This is a genomic window from Erythrobacter sp. WG (assembly GCF_026586795.1).
Taxonomy (GTDB): Bacteria; Pseudomonadota; Alphaproteobacteria; order Sphingomonadales; family Sphingomonadaceae; genus Erythrobacter.
The window spans coordinates 130,203-149,363 of the sequence record NZ_JAPFGY010000001.1 but is presented as its reverse complement, the minus strand read 5'-3'; the positions used below and the strand labels follow the sequence as shown (position 1 = coordinate 149,363).

Genomic DNA, 19,161 nt, shown 5'->3' with positions numbered 1-19,161 from the left:
CGGATGACGGGCAAGCGGGACCGCATAACCGATCTGGTTAATTTAGCTTGACATCGTTACGCTGTTTGGTTAGGACCAGGCATCCTCGAAAAACTGCGAGTCGCCGAAAGGGCGGCGCCCCACCCGGAGCGCCGCCCTTTTCCGCATTCGTCACCCGGAGCGGTCGCCATGAGCCAAGCAATGCCGTCCGCTGCTGGCGACGATCCCGCCAGGCTGGTCGCCGGGCGGCACTGGCGCAAGCGGTTCCTGGAGGCGCTGGCGGCCACCTCGAGCGTCGCCGCCGCCGCCGCCGCAGCGAAGGTGACCCCGGCCCGGGCGCAGGCCGCGCGCCGGAAGGAACCCGATTTTGCCCGCGCCTGGCAGGCGGCGGTGGCCGACAGCTACCTCAACCTCGAACTCGAGGTGATCCGCCGCCTGCGCGAAGGCGATCTCGTGACCGCCAACGGCGACAGGTTCGATTTCGCCAATGCGATCCGCCTCATCGCAGCGCGCCGCGAGGGTTCCGCACGCCGCGCGGACAGCGATGTGCCCAACGTCAGCATCGCCGAGGTGCGCGCCTCGATCGACCGCAAGGTCGAGGACATCCGCAAGCGCATCGCGCGGCAAAAGGCTGCGGCCGAGGGCAGGGCCGGATGAGCGGGCCCTACGAAGACCTGATGCAGGACGACAGTCCGGAGGGCGAACAGGCCCGCTCGATGCTGAGCAAGGAAATGGACCAGACCGAGCGGAACGGCCACGGCTACGTCTGGCCATTCACCGCCCGGCCCCAACAGCTCCCGCCGCCCGGCGACTGGCGCATCTGGATGATCATGGCCGGGCGCGGCTTCGGCAAGACCCGCTCGGGCGCCGAATGGGTGCGGATGATCGCCGACGCGAACCCCGATGCGCGCATCGCGCTGGTCTCGGCCTCGCTCGCCGAGGCGCGCGCGGTGATGGTCGAGGGCGACAGCGGGTTGCTGGCGATCTGCCGTCCCGGACACAAGCCGGTCTTCGAGCCCTCGCTGCACCGCATCCGCTTCGAAAGCGGTGCGCAGGCCCAGCTGTTCTCGGCCGCCGAGCCTGAAGCCCTGCGCGGGCCGCAGCACAGCCATGCTTGCCGGCCAGGCCCAGAAGGAATTCACCCTCAACGAGGCGCTGAGCCTTGTCGATGCCCTGTACCCGCAGTCGGTCGTCGGTTCGCAGCCCGCGCCCCCGGCCACCCCTGCCGAAGGCGCCTGCTACAGGATCACGGCGCCGGCCACCGGTGCGTGGGCGGATCATGCCGACCATGTCGCGGTGCTGATCGGCGGCGCGTGGCATTTCGTGGCGCCCGTGCAGGGCATGGCGATCTTCGACCGGGCCGCCGACCACTTGCTGGTCTTCCGGTCCGGGTGGAAGAGCGCGCAGGCACCCGGGCTGCCTTCCGGGGGGGGCGTCACCGATGCCGAGGCCCGTGCCGCGATCGTCGCCCTCGTCGACGCCCTGCGCGCGGTCGGCATTCTGGCAACAGCCACCCCTTGATCGCAAGCGTGGCTGTTTTCCGAGCGTTTCCGGCGTCGATTTTTTCGCCGGCAGCGTCCAATCGCGACATTCCTGCAACACCCCGCAGCCATTGACGGCTTGCCTCGCGCATGGGGAAAAGATAGAGACGCCCGGTGCCTCAAGTCTAATGCAAAGGGGAAATTTGGATATGCGCAAACTCGTCATTGGAATGGCGATGGCTTCGACGGCGCTTGCCACACCCGCCATGGCCCGCGACGGCCAGTGGTACATCCAGGGTGAAGGCGGCGTCATGATCGTCGAAGACCAGGATCTGGACGTCAACGGCGTCGCGGACAACGCTACGGTCAACTACGGCACCGGCTACGATTTCGGCGGCATCGTCGGCTACGACTTCGGTGCCTTCCGTCTGGAAACCGAAGCCAGCTACCGTTCGGCCCGGGTTGACGATATCGCTGCCGGGACGCAGGGCCTCCAGATTGACCCGATCGGTCAGCCCGGCGGTCGCAACGGTCGTCTCACCAACGCCACGGCCCCGTCGCTCGGCGGCGTGAACGCGCTGAGCTTCATGCTCAACGGCATGTTCGACTTCGGTCCGGATGATGGCCTGCAGGGCTTTGCCGGCGGTGGTGTCGGTGTTGCCCGCGTCGACATGGACGCCAACTTCGACCGTCGCGGTCCCGGCGCTTACAACGATTCGGACACCGGGTTCGCCTGGCAGCTGATCGCCGGCATCCGCGCGCCGATCTCCGATTCGGTCGATATCGGCTTGAAGTACCGCTACTTCAACGTGCCGGACGTGAACCTGATCGACTCGATCGGCCGTCGCATCGACACCGATCTGACCACGCACTCTCTGCTGGGCACGATCACCTACAACTTCGGTGGCAAGGAAGCGCCGCCTCCCCCGCCGCCTCCGCCGCCGCCGCCTCCCCCGCCGCCGCCGCCTCCCCCGCCGCCGCCGCCGCCTCCGAAGGTTGCTTGCAACACCGGCCCGTACATCGTGTTCTTCGACTTCGACAAGTCGGACATCACGGCCGAAGCTGCCCGCATCCTCGACAGCGCCGCGACGGCTTACGCGAACTGCGGCACCGCCAACGTCATGCTGGCCGGTCACACCGACCGCGCGGGCACGCCGAAGTACAACCTCGGCCTCGCCCAGCGTCGTGCCGACTCGGTCAAGTCGTACCTCGTCGGCCGCGGCGTTCCGGCTGCGCGCATGACCACCCAGGCCTTCGGCGAATCGCAGCCGCGGGTCCCGACCGCCGACGGTGTGCGCGAAGCGCAGAACCGCCGCGTGGAAGTGACCTACGGTCCGGGTTCGGGCATGTAAGCCACAGTTCCTTCGGGAATAAGCGAAAGGGGCCGGAGCGATCCGGCCCCTTTTTCTATGCTCGCGGCGGGCACAGCGCGGCCGATCCGATCCGATCTGCTCGTCCAGCAGCAGCGCCTTCACCAGCGTGAGCGCGCAGGGCTCGACGGGTTGGGATCAGGAGGGGGGATGAGCCGCCCGCGCCGCAACAGAGGAGCACAGCGCGACAACGCAGCCCGCACCGGCGAAGGCCAAGGATGCATTTTTGGAAACGCGTCCTCGAGGCGCCACGCAGCCGCTTGCTCCACCCAGCCCTAGCACCGCCTGCCGGGCAAGGTGCGGGTCATCAGCCCTTCAGGACCGCCGCCTCGGCCCGCTGCGCGATGGTCGCCTCGGCCTGCGGCAGGGCGCGGTAGGCCCAGATCAGCAGGGCCAGCGAGATCGGGGCGACCCCGATCAGCGACAACACCCCGATCCGCAGGCTCCCGCTCAGGTCGGACACCGCCCCGACCATGAACGGCCCGAGCCCCAGCCCCACGAGCGTCGTCGCGAGAAAGAATGAAGCTGTCGCCGTGCCGCGCATCTGGGGCAACACCAGGTCCTGCGTGGTCGCCGCCGCAGCGCCGAGCGCGGTCGCCGCGAACATCCCGGCCAGAAAGCTCATGACATAGAACACCACGGCGCTTTCAGTCGTGAAGCCGATCCAGATCGGAATCACGGGCGCAAGAATACCGAACATCACCACCAGGATCCGTCCCGAGGGATTGCGCGCGCGGAGCCAGTCGGACAGGCGTCCGCCGAGGATCACCCCGAGAAAGCCGGATGCCGCGCCGCACCCGCCAAGGACGAAGGCCAGCTCGCCCTTGGGAAGCCCCAGCATGATCTCCCCGTACGTCGGGGACCAGAACGCGAGCGCATAGGCGCCGAGCGACACCAGCCCGTATCCCAATGCCGTGCAGATGAACGCCGGCGTGCCCCAGATCAGCTGGAAGGTTGCCGGGTCGTTGCGCCTCAGGGTCGAAGCCCAGGAGAACACCGCATAATAGCCGAAAGCGATCGCTGCCCATTGGGGGACGTTCTTGGTCAGCCTGATCATCACCAGCGCAAAAGCGGTCATGGCAGCGGCCATCACGAGGTTGATGAGCACCGCCATCACGCCGCGCCGCCACGCGTGGAACAGCGTGAACGGCGGCAGCAGCATGGACAGATCGATCAGGAAATCGAGCAGCGGGTGCCGCTCGCCGGCTGCCGCCTTTGCGTCACGCGCAGGTTCGCGCAGGCTCGCCACCCACAGCGCCAGCAGCACGCCCGGCAGGCCGACGGCAAGGAAGGCCGCCTGCCAGCCGACCAGCCCGCCGATGCCGCCCTCGGGGTAGGCCGCATCCCAGACCTGCGAAATCTTGGCCCCGATCAGCAGCGACACGCCTCCGCCGAGATAAAGTCCCGAGGAATAGATCGCGAGCGCGGTCGCACGCTGCCGAGCGGGGAAGTAGTCCGAGATCAGCGAATAGGCCGTCGGGCTCGCGGTCGCCTCCCCCACGCCCACGCCCATGCGCGCCAGCGACAGGGTCGTGAAGTTGCGCGCGAACCCTGACAGCGCGGTCATCGTCGACCACAGCATCAGCCCGAACGTCAGCAGGCGCACCCGGTGCCAGCGGTCCGCCAGCCGCCCGAGCGGCACGCCGAACAAGGCGTAGAAGACCGCAAACGCCGCGCCCCCGAGGAATCCCAGGTCGCTGTCGTCCAGTCCGAGATCGCGCTTGATGTCGACCGCGAGGATGGCGAGGATCTGGCGATCGATGAAGTTGAGGATATAGACCACCACCAGCACGCCCAGCACATACCAGCTGTAGCCCGACGCCGGTTTCTCGCGCGCCGCCTCAGGTGCGGTGATGTCCTCGCTCAATGCCGATCCCCTATCCCGTTCGCTTGCGACCCTCACCGGCCGCCTGGCCCGTCAGGCCTTGTAGGGCGTGCTATCGGCAATCCCCGCCTCGGCAAAACCCTTTTTCCTGAGGCGGCAGGAATCGCACAGCCCGCAGGCCATCCCGTCGGGCGTCGGGTCGTAGCAGGACCAGCTCCACGCCGGATCGAGGCCGAGCCGCGCGCATTCGCGGGCAATGTCGGCCTTGGTCATGTGCTGGAGCGGCGCGTGGATGGTGAAGGGCGCGCCCTCCACCCCCGCCTTCGTGCCGAGCCGCGCGGTCTCGGCGAAGCTGGCGATGAATTCCGGACGGCAATCGGGGTAGCCCGAATAGTCGAGCGCGTTGACCCCGATGAACACGTCGCGCGCGCCGGCGGCTTCCGCGCAGGCCGTGGTCAGCGCGAGGAAGACGAGATTGCGCGCGGGCACATAGGTGACCGGGATATCCTCGCCCACGCCGCCCTTGGGCACGGCGATCGCGTCGGTCAGGGCCGATCCGCCGAATGCCCGCAAGTCGAGCGCGATGCGGGTGTGCCGGGCGAGGCCCAGCCGTTCGGCGATGCGCGCGGCGGATTCGAGCTCGCGCTTGTGGCGCTGCCCGTAGTCCACCGTCAGCGCGTGGACCGTGAAGCCGGCCTCCTGCGCGAGCGCCGCCGTCACCATCGAATCCAGCCCGCCCGACAGCAGGACCACCGCCAGCGGTGTTTCAGACGTCATGCGAGAAGCGCTCATGGCGCGGCCCTACCACGGGTTCGCGCGAAGGCAATCGCCGCCGCAGCTCAGCACCCGCCGGTGCGACGCCCCTCGGCGGTGATCTCGAAGGGCGTGCCGTTGTGGATGCCCTGGCTTTCCATCTGGACGAGCGCGCCGGTCTCCTTGCGGATGCTGGTGCGGGCATAGCCGTTGCCCGGGCAGGTGTACTGCACCGTCACCCGCGCCGCCCCGTCTTCCACCACGAACTGGCTGCACCCGCTCTCGCGGTGCACGAGCTGGATCAGCTCGGCGCCCGAGCGGACGCAGATCTTGCGCTCCGGCGCGCCGCCGCGCTGCTTGATCGTCCATTCGCCCTTGGACAGCGTGCCGAGCATCTCGAGCCCCTCGCCCTGGGCGAGCCCCGGCACCGCAAGGAACAGCGCGCCCCCGGCCGCAACTGCGGTGAGGGTCAGCACCCGCTTCAGGCTGTCCGTTCGCTTGGTCATTCCCGTCCTTTTGCCCGTATCTTCGCCGGGCGGATTGCACAAATTGGTCATTGTCGCGCCGTGGGGCACTTTTTCGGCCTTCGCGATCAGATCGCGAGCGCGAATGTGCGCGAACAGAAAGCGCAGTCGACGGCGATGATCCCGTCTTCCCCGCGCATTTCCGCCTGTTCATCCGCAGGGAAGCGGGCGATGATCGCCTCGTAATGCGCGGCGGAGCAACGGCAGCCGCGGCTGAGCGCGGCGCCGGGCTGGACGCGCACCTCCTCCTCCTCGTGGAACAACCGCCAGGCGATCGCTTCCAGCGACAGGCGCGGGTCGAGCAGTTCGTCGTGGCCGATGGTGCCGCCGAGGATCGCAACGTGCTCCCAATCGGGATGGTCCATGCGCACGTGGAGGCGCTCGCGGCCCTCCTCGCCATCGGGAAGGTGCTGGATCAGGAGGCCCGCCGCGATGCGCCCGCCCGCGCCCGAGCGGCTGGCGACGCGGATCAGCGTCGGGATCTGCTCCGATTGGCTGAAATAGCTCTCGCAGGCCGCGGCAAGGCTGTCGCCCTCGAGCGGCACGATGCCCTGATAGCGCTGGCGCCCCTCGGTCTCGAAGGTGATCGCGAGGTAGCCCTCGCCGAACAGCGCGGCGAGGCCGGGGTTGGCGCCCAGCTTCGCCAGCCGCTCCGCATCGAAATCGGCATAGCCGCGCACCGCGCCGGCGCGATAATCGCACACCAGCAGGCTGACGATCCCGCCCTGGGTCTGCGCCTGCAAGGTCATCTGCGCGTGCTCGCCCTTGAGCAGCCCGCCCATCAACGCGCCCAGCACCAACGCCTCGCTGAGGAGATGCGTGATCGGGGCGGGATAATTGTGCGCCGAGAGCACCTCCTCGAGCACACCCTCCATGCGCACGATGCGCCCGCGCGCATTGCGGCCCGGCAGGGTGAAGCCCAGCAGGGTGTCGGAGAAGGTTTCGGCGGTGGTGGCGGTGGCGGTGTCGGTCATTGCCAGGCCATATGGGGAGCCTTCGTGTCAGGCGAAAGACCCCCCGGGCGCGCCAGTCACTCGCCGAGCAACCCGAAAGCCCAGAGCAGCACCGATTTCTGCGCGTGGATGCGATTCTCCGCCTCGTCGAACACGACCGACTGCGGACCCTCGAACACCTCCTCGCTGACTTCCTCGCCGACATGGGCGGGGAGGCAATGGAGGAAGAGGGCATCGGGCTTGGCCTCGCCCATCAGCGCGGCGTTGACCTGATAGGGCGCCATCGCCGCGAGCTTTTCCTCGGCGTGGGCCTGACCCATCGAGACCCAGGTGTCGGTGACGATCACGTCCGCCCCGCGCGCCGCCGCCGCGGCATCTTGCGTCAACGTCACCTGCGCGCCGCGCTCGCGGGCGAGCGCGACGATCGCCGGATCGGGTTCGTAGCCCTGCGGCACCGCCACGCGGACGTTGAACTTCATCAGCCCCGCCGCCTCGAGGATCGAGTGCAGCACGTTGTTCCCGTCCCCGAACCACGCGACCTCGAGGCCGGGCAGCGCCTTGCCCTGCTCGATCACCGTCAGCAGGTCGGCGACGATCTGGCAGGGGTGCGAGAGATCGGTGAGGCCGTTGATGACCGGCACGCTGGCGTGGGCCGCCATTTCCTCGATCTTGGCGTGATCGTCGGTGCGCAGCATGATACCGTCGACCATCCGGCTCAGCACGCGGGCGGTGTCGGCGATGCTTTCCCCCCGCCCGAGCTGGCTCGATGCGGAGTCCAGCAGCAGCACCGAGCCGCCCAGCTGGCGCATCGCGATGTCGAAGCTGACACGGGTGCGGGTCGAGTTCTTCTCGAACACCAGCGCCAGCACGCGGCCCTTGAGCGGCGCGTCCGGATCGGGCGCGCCCTTCGGCAGATGGCTGCGCGCCGCCTTGCGATCGATCGCGTCACCCACCATCGCCGCGATGGCATCGCCCCCGGCATCGCCGAGATCGAGGAAGTGGCGGATCGCCCCCTTGCCCCCGCTCATGCCGCCTCCGGCACCTTGAAGCTCGCCGCGCCTGCGGAAAGCTTGTCGAAGAATTCGTCCATCTCCGCATCGCCGATTACCAGCGGCGGGAGGATGCGCAGCGTATTGTCGCCCGCCGCCACGGTCAGCAGCTGGTGGTTGTCGCGCAGGTGGACGTAGAAGGGGCGGCTCTCCATCCTCATCTTGAGCCCGAGCATCAGGCCCATGCCCCGCACCAGCTCGAAGAGCTCGGGATAGTTGCCGATGAACTGTTCGAGCCGGGCGCGCAGGCGTTCGCCCTTCTCGCGCACGGACGAGAGGAACTCGTCGTTGGCGACCGCTTCCATCACCGCCATGCCCGCCGCCATGGCGAGCGGATTGCCACCATAGGTCGAGCCATGCGTGCCGAAGGTCATGCCGCGCGCGGCCTTCTCGGTGGCGATGCAGGCGCCGAGCGGGAAGCCGCCGCCGATGCCCTTGGCGGTGGCGAGGATGTCGGGGACGATGCCGTACTGCTCGTAGGCGTAGAAGGTGCCGGTGCGCGCGACGCCGCACTGCACCTCGTCGAGGATCAGCATGATCCCGTGCTCGTCGCACAGGTCGCGCAGGCCCTGCATGAATTCGGGCGAGGCCGGGCGGATGCCGCCCTCGCCCTGGATCGGCTCCACCATGATGCCGGCGGTGTTAGGCCCGATCAGCGACTTGGCCGCTTCCAGATCGTCGAACGGCGCATATTTGAACCCATTGAGCAGCGGCGAGAAACCGTGGTGCATCTTCTCCTGGTTCGACGCGCTGATCGTCGCCATCGTGCGGCCATGGAAGGCGTTGTGGAAGGTGATGATCTCGAAGCGGTTTGTGTCGCCCCCTTCCGCGTTCTGGTGATAGGCGCGCGCGGTCTTGATCGCGCATTCGCACGCCTCGGCGCCCGAGTTGGTGAAGAACACCGTGTCGCCGAAGGTCACGTCGACCAGCCATTGCGCCAGTTTCTCGCCCTGCGGGCTGCCGTAGAGGTTGGAGACGTGCATCAGCGTCGCCGCCTGTTGCTGGATCGCGCCGATCAGCCCCGCGTGCGAATGGCCGAGCAGGTTGACCGCGATGCCGCTTGCGAAATCGAGGTAGCGGGTGCCGTTCTCGTCGATCAGGTGGCAGTGCTCGCCTCGCACCGGCCGCACACCGCTGCGCGGGTAGACGGGCATGAGCGCTGGTGTCGACATAAGCTGTGTCCTGATTGGTCGTTGGTGGATGGGAGAAACGCAAATGGCGGCCCTGAACCAGAGCCGCCATCCGCTTTACCGTTTATTCTACCGCTGCCCTTGGGTCAAACCGCGGGGAGCGGATTGCGGCCGGGTCAGCTTTCGATCGGAGCCAGATTGACGGCGGAGTACTTTCCGCGTCGGTCGACCTCGAGATCGAATTCGTAGCGCTCGCCCTCGTTGATGCCGGCAAGTCCCGACCGCTCGACCGCGCTGATGTGCACGAAGGCGTCCGGCTGGCCGTCGTCGCGGACGAGGAAGCCGAAGCCCTTCATCGCATTGAAGAACTTGACCGTGCCCTTGGCGCGCTCCCCGGTCAGCTCGCGCTGCGGGGCGGCAGGCTTGGCCGCCACGGCGATCACGTCGCCCACCACCTGGAGGTCCTGCGCCGACACCTTGCCGCCGCGGTCCACGAGGTTGTACTGGAGCTCCTGCCCCTCGGCGAGGCCTTCGAGGCCGGCACGCTCGACCGCGCTGATGTGGACGAACACGTCCTCACCGCCGCCTTCCTGCTGGATGAAGCCGAAGCCCTTCTGAGTGTTGAAGAACTTCACGGTGCCCTTGCCGGTGCCGACGATCTGGGCGGGCATACGGCTGAAACCGCCACCCCCGCCGCCGCCGCTGCGCGGGCCGCCGCCGAAGCCGCCACCCCCGCCGCGCGGGCCACCGCCGCCGCCGCCGTAGCGATCGCCGCCACCGCCGCCGAACCGGTCGCCGCCGCCGCCGAAGCGGTCACCACCCCCGAAACGGTCTCCGCCGAAATCGCGGGGCGGGAAACCGTCATTCCCGCCGCCGAACGGATCGAAGCCATCTTCGCCGAAACCGTCGCGCTTGTCGCGGCCGCGCCGGCGTCCCCTATCGTAACCCATAGATCAAAACGTACCTTGCCACACTGCCCTACTCCATTGCGCCGATGTCGTGGACAGTGAGCCGCACCGGACGCAGACGCGCCGACCCTGTGGTCCGGCAACGCACGTGAGACAAGGTATAGCGCACAAAAGCTTGCTTTGCGAACGAAATCACCCGCCATGCAAAGCCCTGTGCAATCCGCCCGCGCAGGGTGCTTGTATGCCCGGGCGCCATTGGGCATGAAGCCTGCCAGAGGAAGAGGGGAGCCACGAGAGGCCATGAGCGATTTTCGCCGCCTGACGGAAAATGTACTGGTAAGCCCGCAGCTTGCGCTCGGCGATATCGCCGAGGCCGCGGCGCTCGGTGTCACCACGATCGTCAACAACCGCCCTGACGGCGAGGATCCCGACGCGCCGCAGGGCGACGAGATCGCCGATGCCGCAGCGGCTGCCGGGCTCAATTACGTCGCGATCCCCGTCGGCCATGCCGGGTTCAGCGAACCGCAGGTCGATGCGATGATCGAGGCGCTCGACCAGGCCGAGGGGGCGATTCTCGCCTATTGCCGCTCGGGCACCCGCTCCACGCTGCTGTGGGCGCTGGCGAGCGCCAAGCAGGGCGTGGACCCCGAAACCATCGCCCGCACCGCAGGCCAGGCGGGCTACGACGTCAGCCCGATTCGCAGCCTGATCGACGTCCTCGCTGCGCGCTGAGATGTCGCCGCTGGCGGTCCAGACCGGCGCGTCTCTGCTCGCGATCTTCGCGCTCGCGGGGCTCGCCTGGTGGCTGAAGCTCGGCGGCGATCCGCGGCTCGAAAACGAGTTCGGCGTGCGCCGCGCCGCAGGCGAGGTCGAGGACGGCTTCGCGCCTGCCTGCATCGCCTGCGACGCGGATGGCGTCGGCGCTTTGGCTCGCGATGCGGGCGGGCGGATCATGCTCATCAAGCGCCACGGCAACCGCTTTGCCGGCCGGGTGCTCGGCCCGAATGCGCGCGCGCGGCTGGAAGAGACGCCTGACGGGCACCGCCTCGTCGTCGATCCGGGAGAGGCGCGCTTCGGCACCGTCGCCCTCGCCATCCCCGACCCGCAGGCTTGGGCGGACGCCATCGATGGGGTAAGAGGCCGGCAGGATGCCTGACTTCAATCCGACCCAATATGCTGTGCCGCTGTTCGTGGTGGCGGTGCTCGCCGAGATGATCTGGGCGAAGCTGCGCGCGCCCGAGGCTTACGAGCCGAAGGACACGCTGGTCAGCCTCATGTTCGGCCTGGGATCGACCGTGGCGGGCGCGCTGCTCGGCGGATTTGCGCTCGCACTGTTCATCAAGACCTACGAATACCGCATCTTCGATTTCGGCCCGGAGTGGTGGACCGTCTGGTGGGCTTGGCCGGTCTGCTTCGTGCTGGACGATCTCAAGTATTACTGGGTTCACCGCGCGGGGCACCGCATCCGCTGGATGTGGGCGAGCCACGTGAACCACCATTCGAGCCAGCACTACAACCTCTCCACCGCCTTGAGGCAGACGTGGACCGGGATGTTCACCTTTGGCTTCCTCTTCGCGGTGCCGCTGGTGCTCTTGGGCTTCCACCCGGCGATGATCGCGATCTGCGGCGGGTTCAACCTCATCTACCAGTTCTGGATCCACACCGAGGCGATTCGAAGGATGCCGGCGTAGTTCGAGGCGGTGATGAACACGCCCTCGCACCACCGCGTCCACCATGCGACGAACCCGCGCTATCTCGACACCAATTACGCGGGAGTCTTCATCGTCTGGGACCGGATGTTCGGCACCTTCACGCCCGAGGTCGACGACGAGCCGATCCGCTACGGAATCGTCAAGCAGCTCGGCAGCTTCAACCTCCTGTGGGCGGTGTTCCACGAGTGGGCGGGCATGCTGACCGACATCGCCCGTGCACCGTGGCGGCACAAGCTGTCCTACCTCCTGCGCGAGCCCGGCTGGAGCCATGACGGCAGCCGCGAGACCAGCGACATGATCCGCGCCCGTTGGCAGCGGCGGATCGGCACGGCTGCACCTGCCACCCCATCAGTGGCGGATCGAAACCCGATTGCGGGCAGCGCGGAAGCTGCTTAAGTCTCCCCCCAGAGGGAGAGATCATGGAAAGTTTCGACTACATCGTCATCGGCGGTGGGAGCGCGGGCAGCGCCGTCACCGGAAGGCTCGCGGTGGACGGCACGCGGCGCGTCTGCCTCATCGAGGCGGGCGGGCACAACAACACCGTGTGGGTCAAGACGCCGGGCTTCATGCCCTTCATCCCCGATGCCTCGAACTACCGCTACGAGACGGTCCCGCAGAAGGGCCTGAAAGGCCGCACCGGCTACCAGCCGCGCGGAAGGGGCCTCGGCGGCTCGTCGGCAATCAACGCGATGGTCTATATCCGCGGCAACCGCTGGGATTACGACAACTGGGCCGCCGAAGGCTGCACCGGCTGGGCCTATGACGACGTGCTCCCCTACTTCAAGCGCGCCGAGGCGAACGAGCGCGGGGGCGATGATTACCACGGCGCGGGCGGCCCCTTGTTCGTCGAGGATCAGAAGCACGCCAACCCCGCGAGCCGCGCCTTCGTGGAAGCGGCCGCCGCGCTTCAGCTGCGCACCAATCCCGATTTCAACGGCGCGCGCCAGGACGGCTTCGGCCTCTACCAGGTGACCCAGCGCAAGGGCGAACGCTGGTCGGCGGCGCGCGCCTACGTGGAGCCGGTCCGCGATCAGGGCAATGTCTCGGTGCGCACCAACACGCTGGTCGAGAAGCTGGTGATCGAGGCGGGGCGCGTCACCGGCGTGCAGATCCGCCGCAAGGGCAAGCGCGAGACGCTGCTGGCGCGCCGCGGGGTGATCCTTTCGGCTGGCGCCTTCAACTCCCCCCAGATCCTGATGCTGTCCGGCATCGGCCCGGCCGAGCACCTCAAGGCGCACGGCATCGACGTGGTGCTCGACCGGCCGGCGGTGGGCGGCAACCTCCAGGACCATATCGACTACGTCTCTGGCTGGGAGACGGAGAGCAACGTGCTGATGGGCCAGTCCCTGAAGGGCACGCTGACGATGCTCGCCGCGATGGTCGAGCACCGCCGCAGCCGCACCGGGGTGATGACCACCTGCTACGCGGAAGCCGGGGGCTTCTGGACCGTCATGCCCGATAGTCCCGCCCCCGACATCCAGTGGCATTTCGTCCCCGCCGTGCTCGAGGATCACGGGCGCGAGAAGGTGAAGGCGCACGGCTTCTCGCTCCACGCCTGCGTGCTGCGACCCGAGAGCCGGGGCACGGTGAGGCTGGCCAGCAACGACGCGGCTGCGGCGCCGGTGATCGATCCCAACTTCCTTGATGACGAGCGCGACATGGCGTGCCTTCGCGCAGGCGTGCGCCTATCGCACCGCATCGCCGAGGCGCCGCCGCTGATGGCCTACGGGCCGAAGGATCGCCATCCGGTCGACCTCACCGACGACGCGGCGCTCGACGATTTGATCCGGGCCCGCGCGGACACGGTCTATCACCCGGTCGGCACCTGCCGCATGGGCGCGGACAAGGATGCGGTGGTCGATCCGACGCTGCGGCTCAACGGGCTTGAGGGGCTGTGGGTGGCGGACGCGAGCATCATGCCCAAGCTGGTCAGCGGCAACACCAACGCGCCGAGCATCATGATCGGCGAGCGCTGCGCGGACTTCGTGATGGCGGCGGAGAGGACTTAAACCCGGCCTGATGATAAAGCGCTGATATCGGCCCGCCAACGGACGGGCCGCGAGGCCACGCGGCCGAGCCGCAGGTGCCCCGAAGCGCAGCGAAGGGAACGGCACCGAGGACGACCCCGCGGAGGCGGGGTCGCAACAAAAAAAGGCCGGAGAGCTTTCGCTACTCCGGCCGTGCCTAGTCTGTTCGTTCGCAGGAGGAACGGGGTGAGGCGGGGGGAGGGGAGAGGGAGAGAGAGACCTCCCCCCGCCAAGCTTGGTGGGTGCGCGTCTAGTTGTAGGCGCGCTCCCCGTGTTCGGAGATGTCGAGGCCGTTGGTTTCGGCTTCGGCGTCGGGACGCAGGCCGATGGTGACCTTGAGGATCAGGAACAGCGCGGCCGAGACGACGCCGGTCCACAGGATCGTGGTGCCGACCGCCCAGCACTGGGTGATCACCTGACCGACGAGGTCGTACTCGCCCGCCTTGGCGACCGGCGCGGTGTAGTCGATCCAGCCTTGGCCGCCGAGCGCCGGGTCGGCGACGATGCCGGTCCCGATCGCGCCGACGATCCCGCCCACGGCGTGGATGCCGAAAACGTCGAGGCTGTCGTCGTAGTTCAGCTTGTTCTTCACCGTGGTGACGAAGAAGTAGCAGATGACCGAAGCCACAGCGCCGAGGATGATCGCGGTGCCGGGGTGGGCAAAGCCCGCCGCCGGGGTGATGGCCACGAGGCCGGCCACCACACCCGAGACACCGCCCAGCAGCGAGGGCTTCTTGTGGGTGATCTGTTCGATGATCGCCCAGGTCGCACCCGCTGCCGCGGTGGCAACGAAGGTGTTGATGAAGGCGAGCGCGGCGAAGGCGTTGGATTCGAGCGCCGAGCCGGCGTTGAACCCGAACCAGCCAATCCACAGCAGGCTGGCGCCGATCATGGTCATCACCAGGCTGTGCGGGGGCATCGGCTCCTTCTTGTAGCCGATGCGCGGGCCGATGATGAGGCAGCCGATCAGACCGGCGATGCCTGCATTGATGTGCACCACGGTGCCGCCGGCGAAGTCGAGCGCGCCCCAGCCCCACAGCAGACCGGTGTCGGTCGGCGCGGCGTGGAGGAAGTCCGGACCGGCCCAGTACCACACCATGTGCGCGATCGGGAAATAGGCGAGCGTCATCCACGCGACCACGAAGATGATCAGCGGGGTGAACTTCACGCGCTCTGCAAAGGCGCCCACGATCAGCGCCGGGGTGATGCAGGCGAAGGTCATCTGGAACATCACGAAGACCAGCTCGGGGAGATAAACCCCGTTCGAGAAGGTCGCGGCGAGGCTGGTGACGCTCACGCCCTTGAGGAAGGCCTTGTCGAGCCCGCCGAACAGCGCCGGGAAGGGCGTGCCGGTCGAGGTGAAGGCCATCGAGTAGCCCCACCCGAACCACACCAGCGCGGCAACGCAGACGATGGTGAGCACCTGCATCAGCACGCTTAGCATGTTCTTCGCGCGCACCAGACCGCCGTAGAACAGCGCGAGTGCGGGCACGCTCATCAGCAGCACAAAAGCGGTCGAAACCATCATCCAGGCGACATCGCCCTTGTTGACCATCTCGGCGGTGGGAACGAACGGCGCGGGTGCCGCCGCGGGCGCGGCGAGGGCCGGTGCGGCGAGCAGCGCCGCCCCGGTCGCGGCCACCGCAAGATTGGAGAGAATGCGCTTCATTGCTTTGGGCCCCCTTACAGCGCGGTTTCGCCGGACTCGCCGGTGCGGATGCGGGTCGCCGAGGCAAGATCGAGCACGAAGATCTTGCCGTCGCCGATGGCTCCGGTGTTGGCGGTCTGCTGGATGGTTTCGACGACCTGCGCGGCGATCTCGTCGCTGGCGGCGATCTCGAGCTTCACCTTGGGAAGCATGTTGGTGGAGTATTCCGCGCCGCGGTATATTTCGGTCTGGCCCTTCTGGCGGCCGAAGCCCTTGACCTCGGTGACGGTCATCCCGGCGATGCCGATCCCGCTCAGGGCTTCACGCACGGAATCGAGCTTGAAGGGTTTGATGATGGCGATGATGAATTTCATCTGTGGCCCCTGTTGCACCGGTTTGTCCCGGCTGCAGACATCACAGCAACAAGCGTGCCAACCGGATGTAACCGAACTGACGCAATGGAATCAGCGCGCTTCTTCGCACCTGCGGAAGAACACGTGCCTACAAATTCATCATCTGCTTAATTCATGTGCAGGATCGGCCCGAATTGCGTCATTCACCCGTGATGAAACGGTCCGTGGCGCGGGTCGGCAGTCCGTCGATGCTGCGGGTGCGAGCAGCGGTCTTGGCCTCCCACTGTGCCGGATCGGACTGGCGATGCGCCTTCTTCAAGGTCTCGCGTTCACCCTCCAGCGTCATGAACGGCACGCCCCAGCCGCAAGAGGACTGGACGCTCTCGACCGCGATATCGAAGATCTGGCGGGTGCCGGGCATCAGGGTGAAATGCGCGGCCAGATCGCTCCAGTCGGGGTCCTGCGGCAGCACCGGCCGCCCGCGCCCGTAGAGGCGGAGGATCAGGGCAGGCTGCTGGAAGTTGCAGAACATCACCGTGATGCGCCCCCCATTTTCATTGGCATCAGCCGCGAGGTGCGCGTGCGTCTCGTTGCCCGATCCGCCAAGGTCGAGATAGGCGACCCGGGTGGGCGAGAGCACGCGGAAGGCGTCGTAGCCCTTGGGGCTGAGGTTGATCCGCGCGCCCTCGGCGGCGGTCGCTACGAAGAACACCGGCTGGGCGGCGATCATGGCGATGTGCTTTTGGTCAAGCGCCTCGAAGAAATCCGCCATGCCTGCCCCTCCCCCTTTGCAGCCCTTCCTACAAGAAATCGCGCAAGGTCGCGATGAAACGGTCGAACTGGTCGTGGTGGAGCCAGTGACCCGCCTTCTCGAACTCGATCACCCGCGCGGTGTTGAAGTGGGCGATGCGGCCGTCCTTCTCCGGGTTCGAGGCCCACGAATCCGCGCCGTAGAGCAGCAGCGTCGGACAGGTGATCGCGCCCCACAGCTGCTCGATGAACTCATCGCCGATATCCTCGACCGGCCAGACGTTGAGGTGTGGATCGAACTTCCAGCTGTAGGTGCCGTCCTCGTTGCGGTTGACGCCGTGGACGGTGAGATGGCGCGCCTGTTCCTCGGTGAGGTAGGCGTTCTCCTCGATCATGCGGGCGAAGGCGGCCTCAATGCTCTCGTATTTGCGCGGGGAGCGCCCGGCGGCCTTGCGCTTCTTCTCGATCCATTCGGCGAGGCGTTCCGGGTAAGGCTGGCTGCGCTGCTTCTCGCGCCATTCGGGCGAGGGGCCGAGGCCCTCGATCGCCACCAGCTTGGTCACCATGTCCGGGAAGGCCCCGGCATAGCGCAGCGCGACATTCCCGCCCATCGAATGCGCCACCATCCGCACCGGGCCGACGCCCAATTGGTGGATCAGCTGCGCAAGGTCATAGACCATGTCGGCGGCGGTATAGACCCCGTCCGAGACCCAGTCGCTGTCGCCGTGACCGCGATGGTCCATGGCGATGACGTGGTAATCCGCGCGGAGCGCCTCGGCGGTCCAGTCCCAGGAGCGCGCATGATCGCGGCCGCCATGCACCAGCACCAGCGGCGGCTTCCCCCGCCCGCCCCAGTCGAGGTAGTTCAGCCGAAGGCGCTGCGAGATGAAGGTCTGCGAGGTCGGGGCGGCGGTGTGCATGGGGGATGCTTTGGCCAAACTGCGGGGTTTGGGCAAGTCACCCGCGCTCCCGTTCGTGTCGAGCGCAGTCGAGACACCCCGAACAAGCCTCTCGACTTCGCTCGAGGCGAACGGGGGCGGGTTCTACCTTTCCTTCGTCGCCGAGAAGGTCAGCTCGGGGTTCTTCTCGACCTGATAGCTCACGTCCCACGGGCTCTTGGCCATGAACACGAGGTCGCCGTCGCGGTCCTTGGCGAGGTTGGCGCGGTTGAAGCTGGCGAAATCGTCGAGCGCCTTGGCGTCACCCTTGATCCAGCGCGCGGTGGCGAAGGGCGAGGGTTCAAGCACCGCCTCGACCTTGTACTCGGCCTCGAGCCGGCTGATCAGCACCTCGAGCTGGAGCTGGCCGACCACGCCTACGATATGGGCCGAGCCGATCTCGGGGTAGAACACCTGGATCACGCCCTCTTCGGAAAGGTCGTCGAGCGCCTTCCTCAGCTGCTTGGTCTTGGTCGGGTCCTTGAGCTGGACGCGGCGGAGGATTTCGGGCGCGAAGTTGGGCAGGCCCGTGAAGCGCACCTGATTGCGCTCGGACAGGGTGTCGCCCACGCGCAGGGTGCCGTGGTTGGGGATGCCGATGATGTCGCCGGCTTCCGCCGTGTCGGCCAGCTCGCGATCCTGCGCGAAGAACAGGATCGGCGAGTGCACCGCGATCGGCTTGCCGAGGCCGCTCGGCGTCAGCTTCATGCCCCGTTTGAAGGTGCCCGAGACCTGCCGCATGAAGGCGATCCGGTCGCGGTGGTTGGGGTCCATGTTGGCCTGCACCTTGAAGATGAAGCCGGTGACTTCGTCGCGGTCAGGGCTGATCTGCTCCTCGCCCGCAGGCTGGGGGCGCGGCGGCGGGGCCCAGCGGGCGATGGCGTCGATCAGCTCGGCCACCCCGAAGTTCTTGAGCGCCGATCCGAAGAATACCGGGGTCAGGTCGCCATTCCGGTAGGCGTCCAGATCGAAGGCGGGATAGCCCTCGCGCACCAGTTCGATCTCTTCGGCGAGGTCGGCGGGAAGTTCCCCCACCGGCTCGCGCTTGCCGAGGTATTCGCGGCTGTCCCCCTCGGGCCGGGCGACGGTGTCGGTGGCGAAGTCGAGCACCCCGGTGAACAGCCCGCCCATCCCCAAGGGCGCGCTCTGCGGGCTGACGTCCAAGGCCAGCGCATCGGCGACCTCGTCTAGGATTTCGAACAGCGAACGGCCCTCACGGTCGACCTTGTTGACGAAGGTGATGATGGGGACGTTGCGCAGCCGGCAGACCTCGAACAGCTTCTTCGTCTGGCTTTCGATCCCCTTGGCGACGTCGATCACCATCACTGCCGAATCCACCGCCGTCAGGGTGCGGTAGGTGTCTTCGGAAAAATCTTCGTGGCCCGGCGTGTCGAGCAGGTTGAAGGTGATCCCGTCCTTCTCGAAGGTCATCACGCTGGAGGTGACCGAGATCCCGCGCTGCTGCTCGATCTTCATCCAGTCCGACCGCGCCCGCCGCGCCGCCCCGCGCGCCTTGACCTCGCCCGCAAGGTGGATCGCCCCGCCCTGCAGCAGCAGCTTCTCGGTCAGCGTGGTCTTGCCCGCGTCAGGGTGCGAGATGATCGCGAAGGTGCGGCGGGTCTGAGCGGGGGAGGCTGTCATGGGGCCGCGCGCATAGCGGGGTTTGCACAAACCGTCCATGCAAAGGCGAATAGGCGTGCGTTTACGAGCGTTTACGACTGGGTAAAGCCTTTCTGCCATCATGCCGCTGACGACAATGCG

At 67.4% G+C, this 19,161-nt stretch carries 18 protein-coding genes and 2 pseudogenes; 8 read left to right on the top strand and 12 right to left on the bottom strand.

Annotated features, from left to right (window positions below; genetic code table 11):
• Window positions 1-168: 168 nt before the first annotated feature.
• The 4 genes and pseudogenes from OPU67_RS00730 (at window position 169) to OPU67_RS00715 (ending at window position 2,812) form a co-directional block, all read left to right on the top strand.
• The gene (locus OPU67_RS00730) at window positions 169-636 is read left to right on the top strand and encodes a hypothetical protein (RefSeq protein WP_267616801.1); all 468 of its coding nucleotides are present in this window, start codon (window positions 169-171) and stop codon (window positions 634-636) included.
• Window positions 637-695: 59 nt separating this feature from the next.
• Window positions 696-1,094 (top strand): annotated as a pseudogene (locus OPU67_RS00725) (terminase large subunit domain-containing protein); the annotation flags it as partial.
• Window positions 1,090-1,500 (top strand): DUF2793 domain-containing protein, encoded by a 411-nt coding sequence (locus tag OPU67_RS00720; RefSeq protein ID WP_267616800.1) that lies wholly within the window; start codon window positions 1,090-1,092, stop codon window positions 1,498-1,500. The pseudogene OPU67_RS00725 and the gene OPU67_RS00720, both read left to right, overlap by 5 nt.
• Before the next feature lie 169 nt (window positions 1,501-1,669).
• Window positions 1,670-2,812: an OmpA family protein gene (locus tag OPU67_RS00715; RefSeq protein ID WP_267616799.1), complete on the top strand. Its 1,143-nt coding sequence runs from the start codon at window positions 1,670-1,672 to the stop codon at window positions 2,810-2,812.
• 325 nt (window positions 2,813-3,137) lie between these two features.
• On the opposite strand, the gene OPU67_RS00710 is transcribed toward OPU67_RS00715, so the two are convergent.
• From OPU67_RS00710 to OPU67_RS16330, 7 genes are all read right to left on the bottom strand, one after another.
• Window positions 3,138-4,697 carry a spinster family MFS transporter gene (locus OPU67_RS00710; RefSeq protein ID WP_267616798.1) on the bottom strand — a complete coding sequence of 520 codons (1,560 nt, stop codon included), beginning with the start codon at window positions 4,695-4,697 and terminating at the stop codon, window positions 3,138-3,140.
• Window positions 4,698-4,748: 51 nt separating this feature from the next.
• Complete coding sequence (gene queC / locus OPU67_RS00705) at window positions 4,749-5,447, bottom strand: 7-cyano-7-deazaguanine synthase QueC (protein ID WP_267616796.1); 699 nt, start codon at window positions 5,445-5,447, stop codon at window positions 4,749-4,751.
• Window positions 5,448-5,494: 47 nt separating this feature from the next.
• Entirely contained in the window at window positions 5,495-5,914 is a 420-nt protein-coding gene (locus OPU67_RS00700; RefSeq protein ID WP_267616795.1) for a DUF3617 domain-containing protein, read from the bottom strand.
• Between the two features lie 86 nt (window positions 5,915-6,000).
• Window positions 6,001-6,906 (bottom strand): Hsp33 family molecular chaperone HslO, encoded by a 906-nt coding sequence (locus OPU67_RS00695; protein ID WP_267616793.1) that lies wholly within the window; start codon window positions 6,904-6,906, stop codon window positions 6,001-6,003.
• A 56-nt stretch (window positions 6,907-6,962) separates the two neighbouring features.
• Window positions 6,963-7,913 carry an ornithine carbamoyltransferase gene (gene argF, locus OPU67_RS00690; protein ID WP_267616792.1) on the bottom strand — a complete coding sequence of 317 codons (951 nt, stop codon included), beginning with the start codon at window positions 7,911-7,913 and terminating at the stop codon, window positions 6,963-6,965.
• Window positions 7,910-9,106: an aspartate aminotransferase family protein gene (locus OPU67_RS00685; RefSeq protein ID WP_267616791.1), complete on the bottom strand. Its 1,197-nt coding sequence runs from the start codon at window positions 9,104-9,106 to the stop codon at window positions 7,910-7,912. The genes argF and OPU67_RS00685 overlap by 4 nt, the downstream gene beginning before the upstream one ends.
• A gap of 134 nt (window positions 9,107-9,240) precedes the next feature.
• Window positions 9,241-10,014: a cold-shock protein gene (locus OPU67_RS16330; RefSeq protein WP_324255313.1), complete on the bottom strand. Its 774-nt coding sequence runs from the start codon at window positions 10,012-10,014 to the stop codon at window positions 9,241-9,243.
• A gap of 258 nt (window positions 10,015-10,272) precedes the next feature.
• Between OPU67_RS16330 and OPU67_RS00670 the strand changes: the two genes are divergently transcribed.
• The 4 genes and pseudogenes from OPU67_RS00670 to OPU67_RS00655 all read left to right on the top strand — a co-directional run bounded on the left by OPU67_RS00670 (window position 10,273) and on the right by OPU67_RS00655 (window position 13,693).
• Window positions 10,273-10,704 (top strand): TIGR01244 family sulfur transferase, encoded by a 432-nt coding sequence (locus OPU67_RS00670; protein ID WP_267616788.1) that lies wholly within the window; start codon window positions 10,273-10,275, stop codon window positions 10,702-10,704.
• A 1-nt stretch (window position 10,705) separates the two neighbouring features.
• Window positions 10,706-11,128, top strand: a complete 423-nt coding sequence (locus tag OPU67_RS00665; protein ID WP_267616787.1) for a hypothetical protein — start codon at window positions 10,706-10,708, stop codon at window positions 11,126-11,128.
• Window positions 11,121-12,080 (top strand): annotated as a pseudogene (locus OPU67_RS00660) (sterol desaturase family protein). Before OPU67_RS00665 ends, OPU67_RS00660 begins: the two are co-directional and overlap by 8 nt.
• Window positions 12,081-12,103: 23 nt before the next feature.
• Entirely contained in the window at window positions 12,104-13,693 is a 1,590-nt protein-coding gene (locus tag OPU67_RS00655) for a GMC family oxidoreductase (RefSeq protein WP_267616785.1), read from the top strand.
• A 268-nt stretch (window positions 13,694-13,961) separates the two neighbouring features.
• On the opposite strand, the gene OPU67_RS00650 is transcribed toward OPU67_RS00655, so the two are convergent.
• The 5 genes from OPU67_RS00650 to OPU67_RS00630 form a co-directional block, all read right to left on the bottom strand.
• Window positions 13,962-15,380 carry an ammonium transporter gene (locus OPU67_RS00650; RefSeq protein ID WP_267616784.1) on the bottom strand — a complete coding sequence of 473 codons (1,419 nt, stop codon included), beginning with the start codon at window positions 15,378-15,380 and terminating at the stop codon, window positions 13,962-13,964.
• Between the two features lie 14 nt (window positions 15,381-15,394).
• Window positions 15,395-15,733 (bottom strand): P-II family nitrogen regulator, encoded by a 339-nt coding sequence (locus tag OPU67_RS00645; protein ID WP_267616783.1) that lies wholly within the window; start codon window positions 15,731-15,733, stop codon window positions 15,395-15,397.
• A 178-nt stretch (window positions 15,734-15,911) separates the two neighbouring features.
• The gene (locus OPU67_RS00640; protein ID WP_267616782.1) at window positions 15,912-16,484 is read right to left on the bottom strand and encodes a pyridoxamine 5'-phosphate oxidase family protein; all 573 of its coding nucleotides are present in this window, start codon (window positions 16,482-16,484) and stop codon (window positions 15,912-15,914) included.
• A 28-nt stretch (window positions 16,485-16,512) separates the two neighbouring features.
• Window positions 16,513-17,382 carry an alpha/beta fold hydrolase gene (locus OPU67_RS00635; protein ID WP_267616780.1) on the bottom strand — a complete coding sequence of 290 codons (870 nt, stop codon included), beginning with the start codon at window positions 17,380-17,382 and terminating at the stop codon, window positions 16,513-16,515.
• 123 nt (window positions 17,383-17,505) lie between these two features.
• Window positions 17,506-19,041, bottom strand: a complete 1,536-nt coding sequence (locus tag OPU67_RS00630) for a peptide chain release factor 3 (RefSeq protein ID WP_267616779.1) — start codon at window positions 19,039-19,041, stop codon at window positions 17,506-17,508.
• Window positions 19,042-19,161 lie beyond the last annotated feature (120 nt).

Coding starts and splice junctions, on each gene's coding strand:
- OPU67_RS00730 (WP_267616801.1), top strand. CDS start 169: ATGAGCCAAGCAATGCCGTCCGCTGCTGGCGACGATCCCGCCAGGCTG.
- OPU67_RS00720 (WP_267616800.1), top strand. CDS start 1,090: ATGCTTGCCGGCCAGGCCCAGAAGGAATTCACCCTCAACGAGGCGCTG.
- OPU67_RS00715 (WP_267616799.1), top strand. CDS start 1,670: ATGCGCAAACTCGTCATTGGAATGGCGATGGCTTCGACGGCGCTTGCC.
- queC (WP_267616796.1), bottom strand. CDS start 5,447: ATGAGCGCTTCTCGCATGACGTCTGAAACACCGCTGGCGGTGGTCCTG.
- OPU67_RS00700 (WP_267616795.1), bottom strand. CDS start 5,914: ATGACCAAGCGAACGGACAGCCTGAAGCGGGTGCTGACCCTCACCGCA.
- OPU67_RS00695 (WP_267616793.1), bottom strand. CDS start 6,906: ATGACCGACACCGCCACCGCCACCACCGCCGAAACCTTCTCCGACACC.
- argF (WP_267616792.1), bottom strand. CDS start 7,913: ATGAGCGGGGGCAAGGGGGCGATCCGCCACTTCCTCGATCTCGGCGAT.
- OPU67_RS00685 (WP_267616791.1), bottom strand. CDS start 9,106: ATGTCGACACCAGCGCTCATGCCCGTCTACCCGCGCAGCGGTGTGCGG.
- OPU67_RS16330 (WP_324255313.1), bottom strand. CDS start 10,014: ATGGGTTACGATAGGGGACGCCGGCGCGGCCGCGACAAGCGCGACGGT.
- OPU67_RS00670 (WP_267616788.1), top strand. CDS start 10,273: ATGAGCGATTTTCGCCGCCTGACGGAAAATGTACTGGTAAGCCCGCAG.
- OPU67_RS00665 (WP_267616787.1), top strand. CDS start 10,706: ATGTCGCCGCTGGCGGTCCAGACCGGCGCGTCTCTGCTCGCGATCTTC.
- OPU67_RS00655 (WP_267616785.1), top strand. CDS start 12,104: ATGGAAAGTTTCGACTACATCGTCATCGGCGGTGGGAGCGCGGGCAGC.
- OPU67_RS00650 (WP_267616784.1), bottom strand. CDS start 15,380: ATGAAGCGCATTCTCTCCAATCTTGCGGTGGCCGCGACCGGGGCGGCG.
- OPU67_RS00645 (WP_267616783.1), bottom strand. CDS start 15,733: ATGAAATTCATCATCGCCATCATCAAACCCTTCAAGCTCGATTCCGTG.
- OPU67_RS00640 (WP_267616782.1), bottom strand. CDS start 16,484: ATGGCGGATTTCTTCGAGGCGCTTGACCAAAAGCACATCGCCATGATC.
- OPU67_RS00635 (WP_267616780.1), bottom strand. CDS start 17,382: ATGCACACCGCCGCCCCGACCTCGCAGACCTTCATCTCGCAGCGCCTT.
- OPU67_RS00630 (WP_267616779.1), bottom strand. CDS start 19,041: ATGACAGCCTCCCCCGCTCAGACCCGCCGCACCTTCGCGATCATCTCG.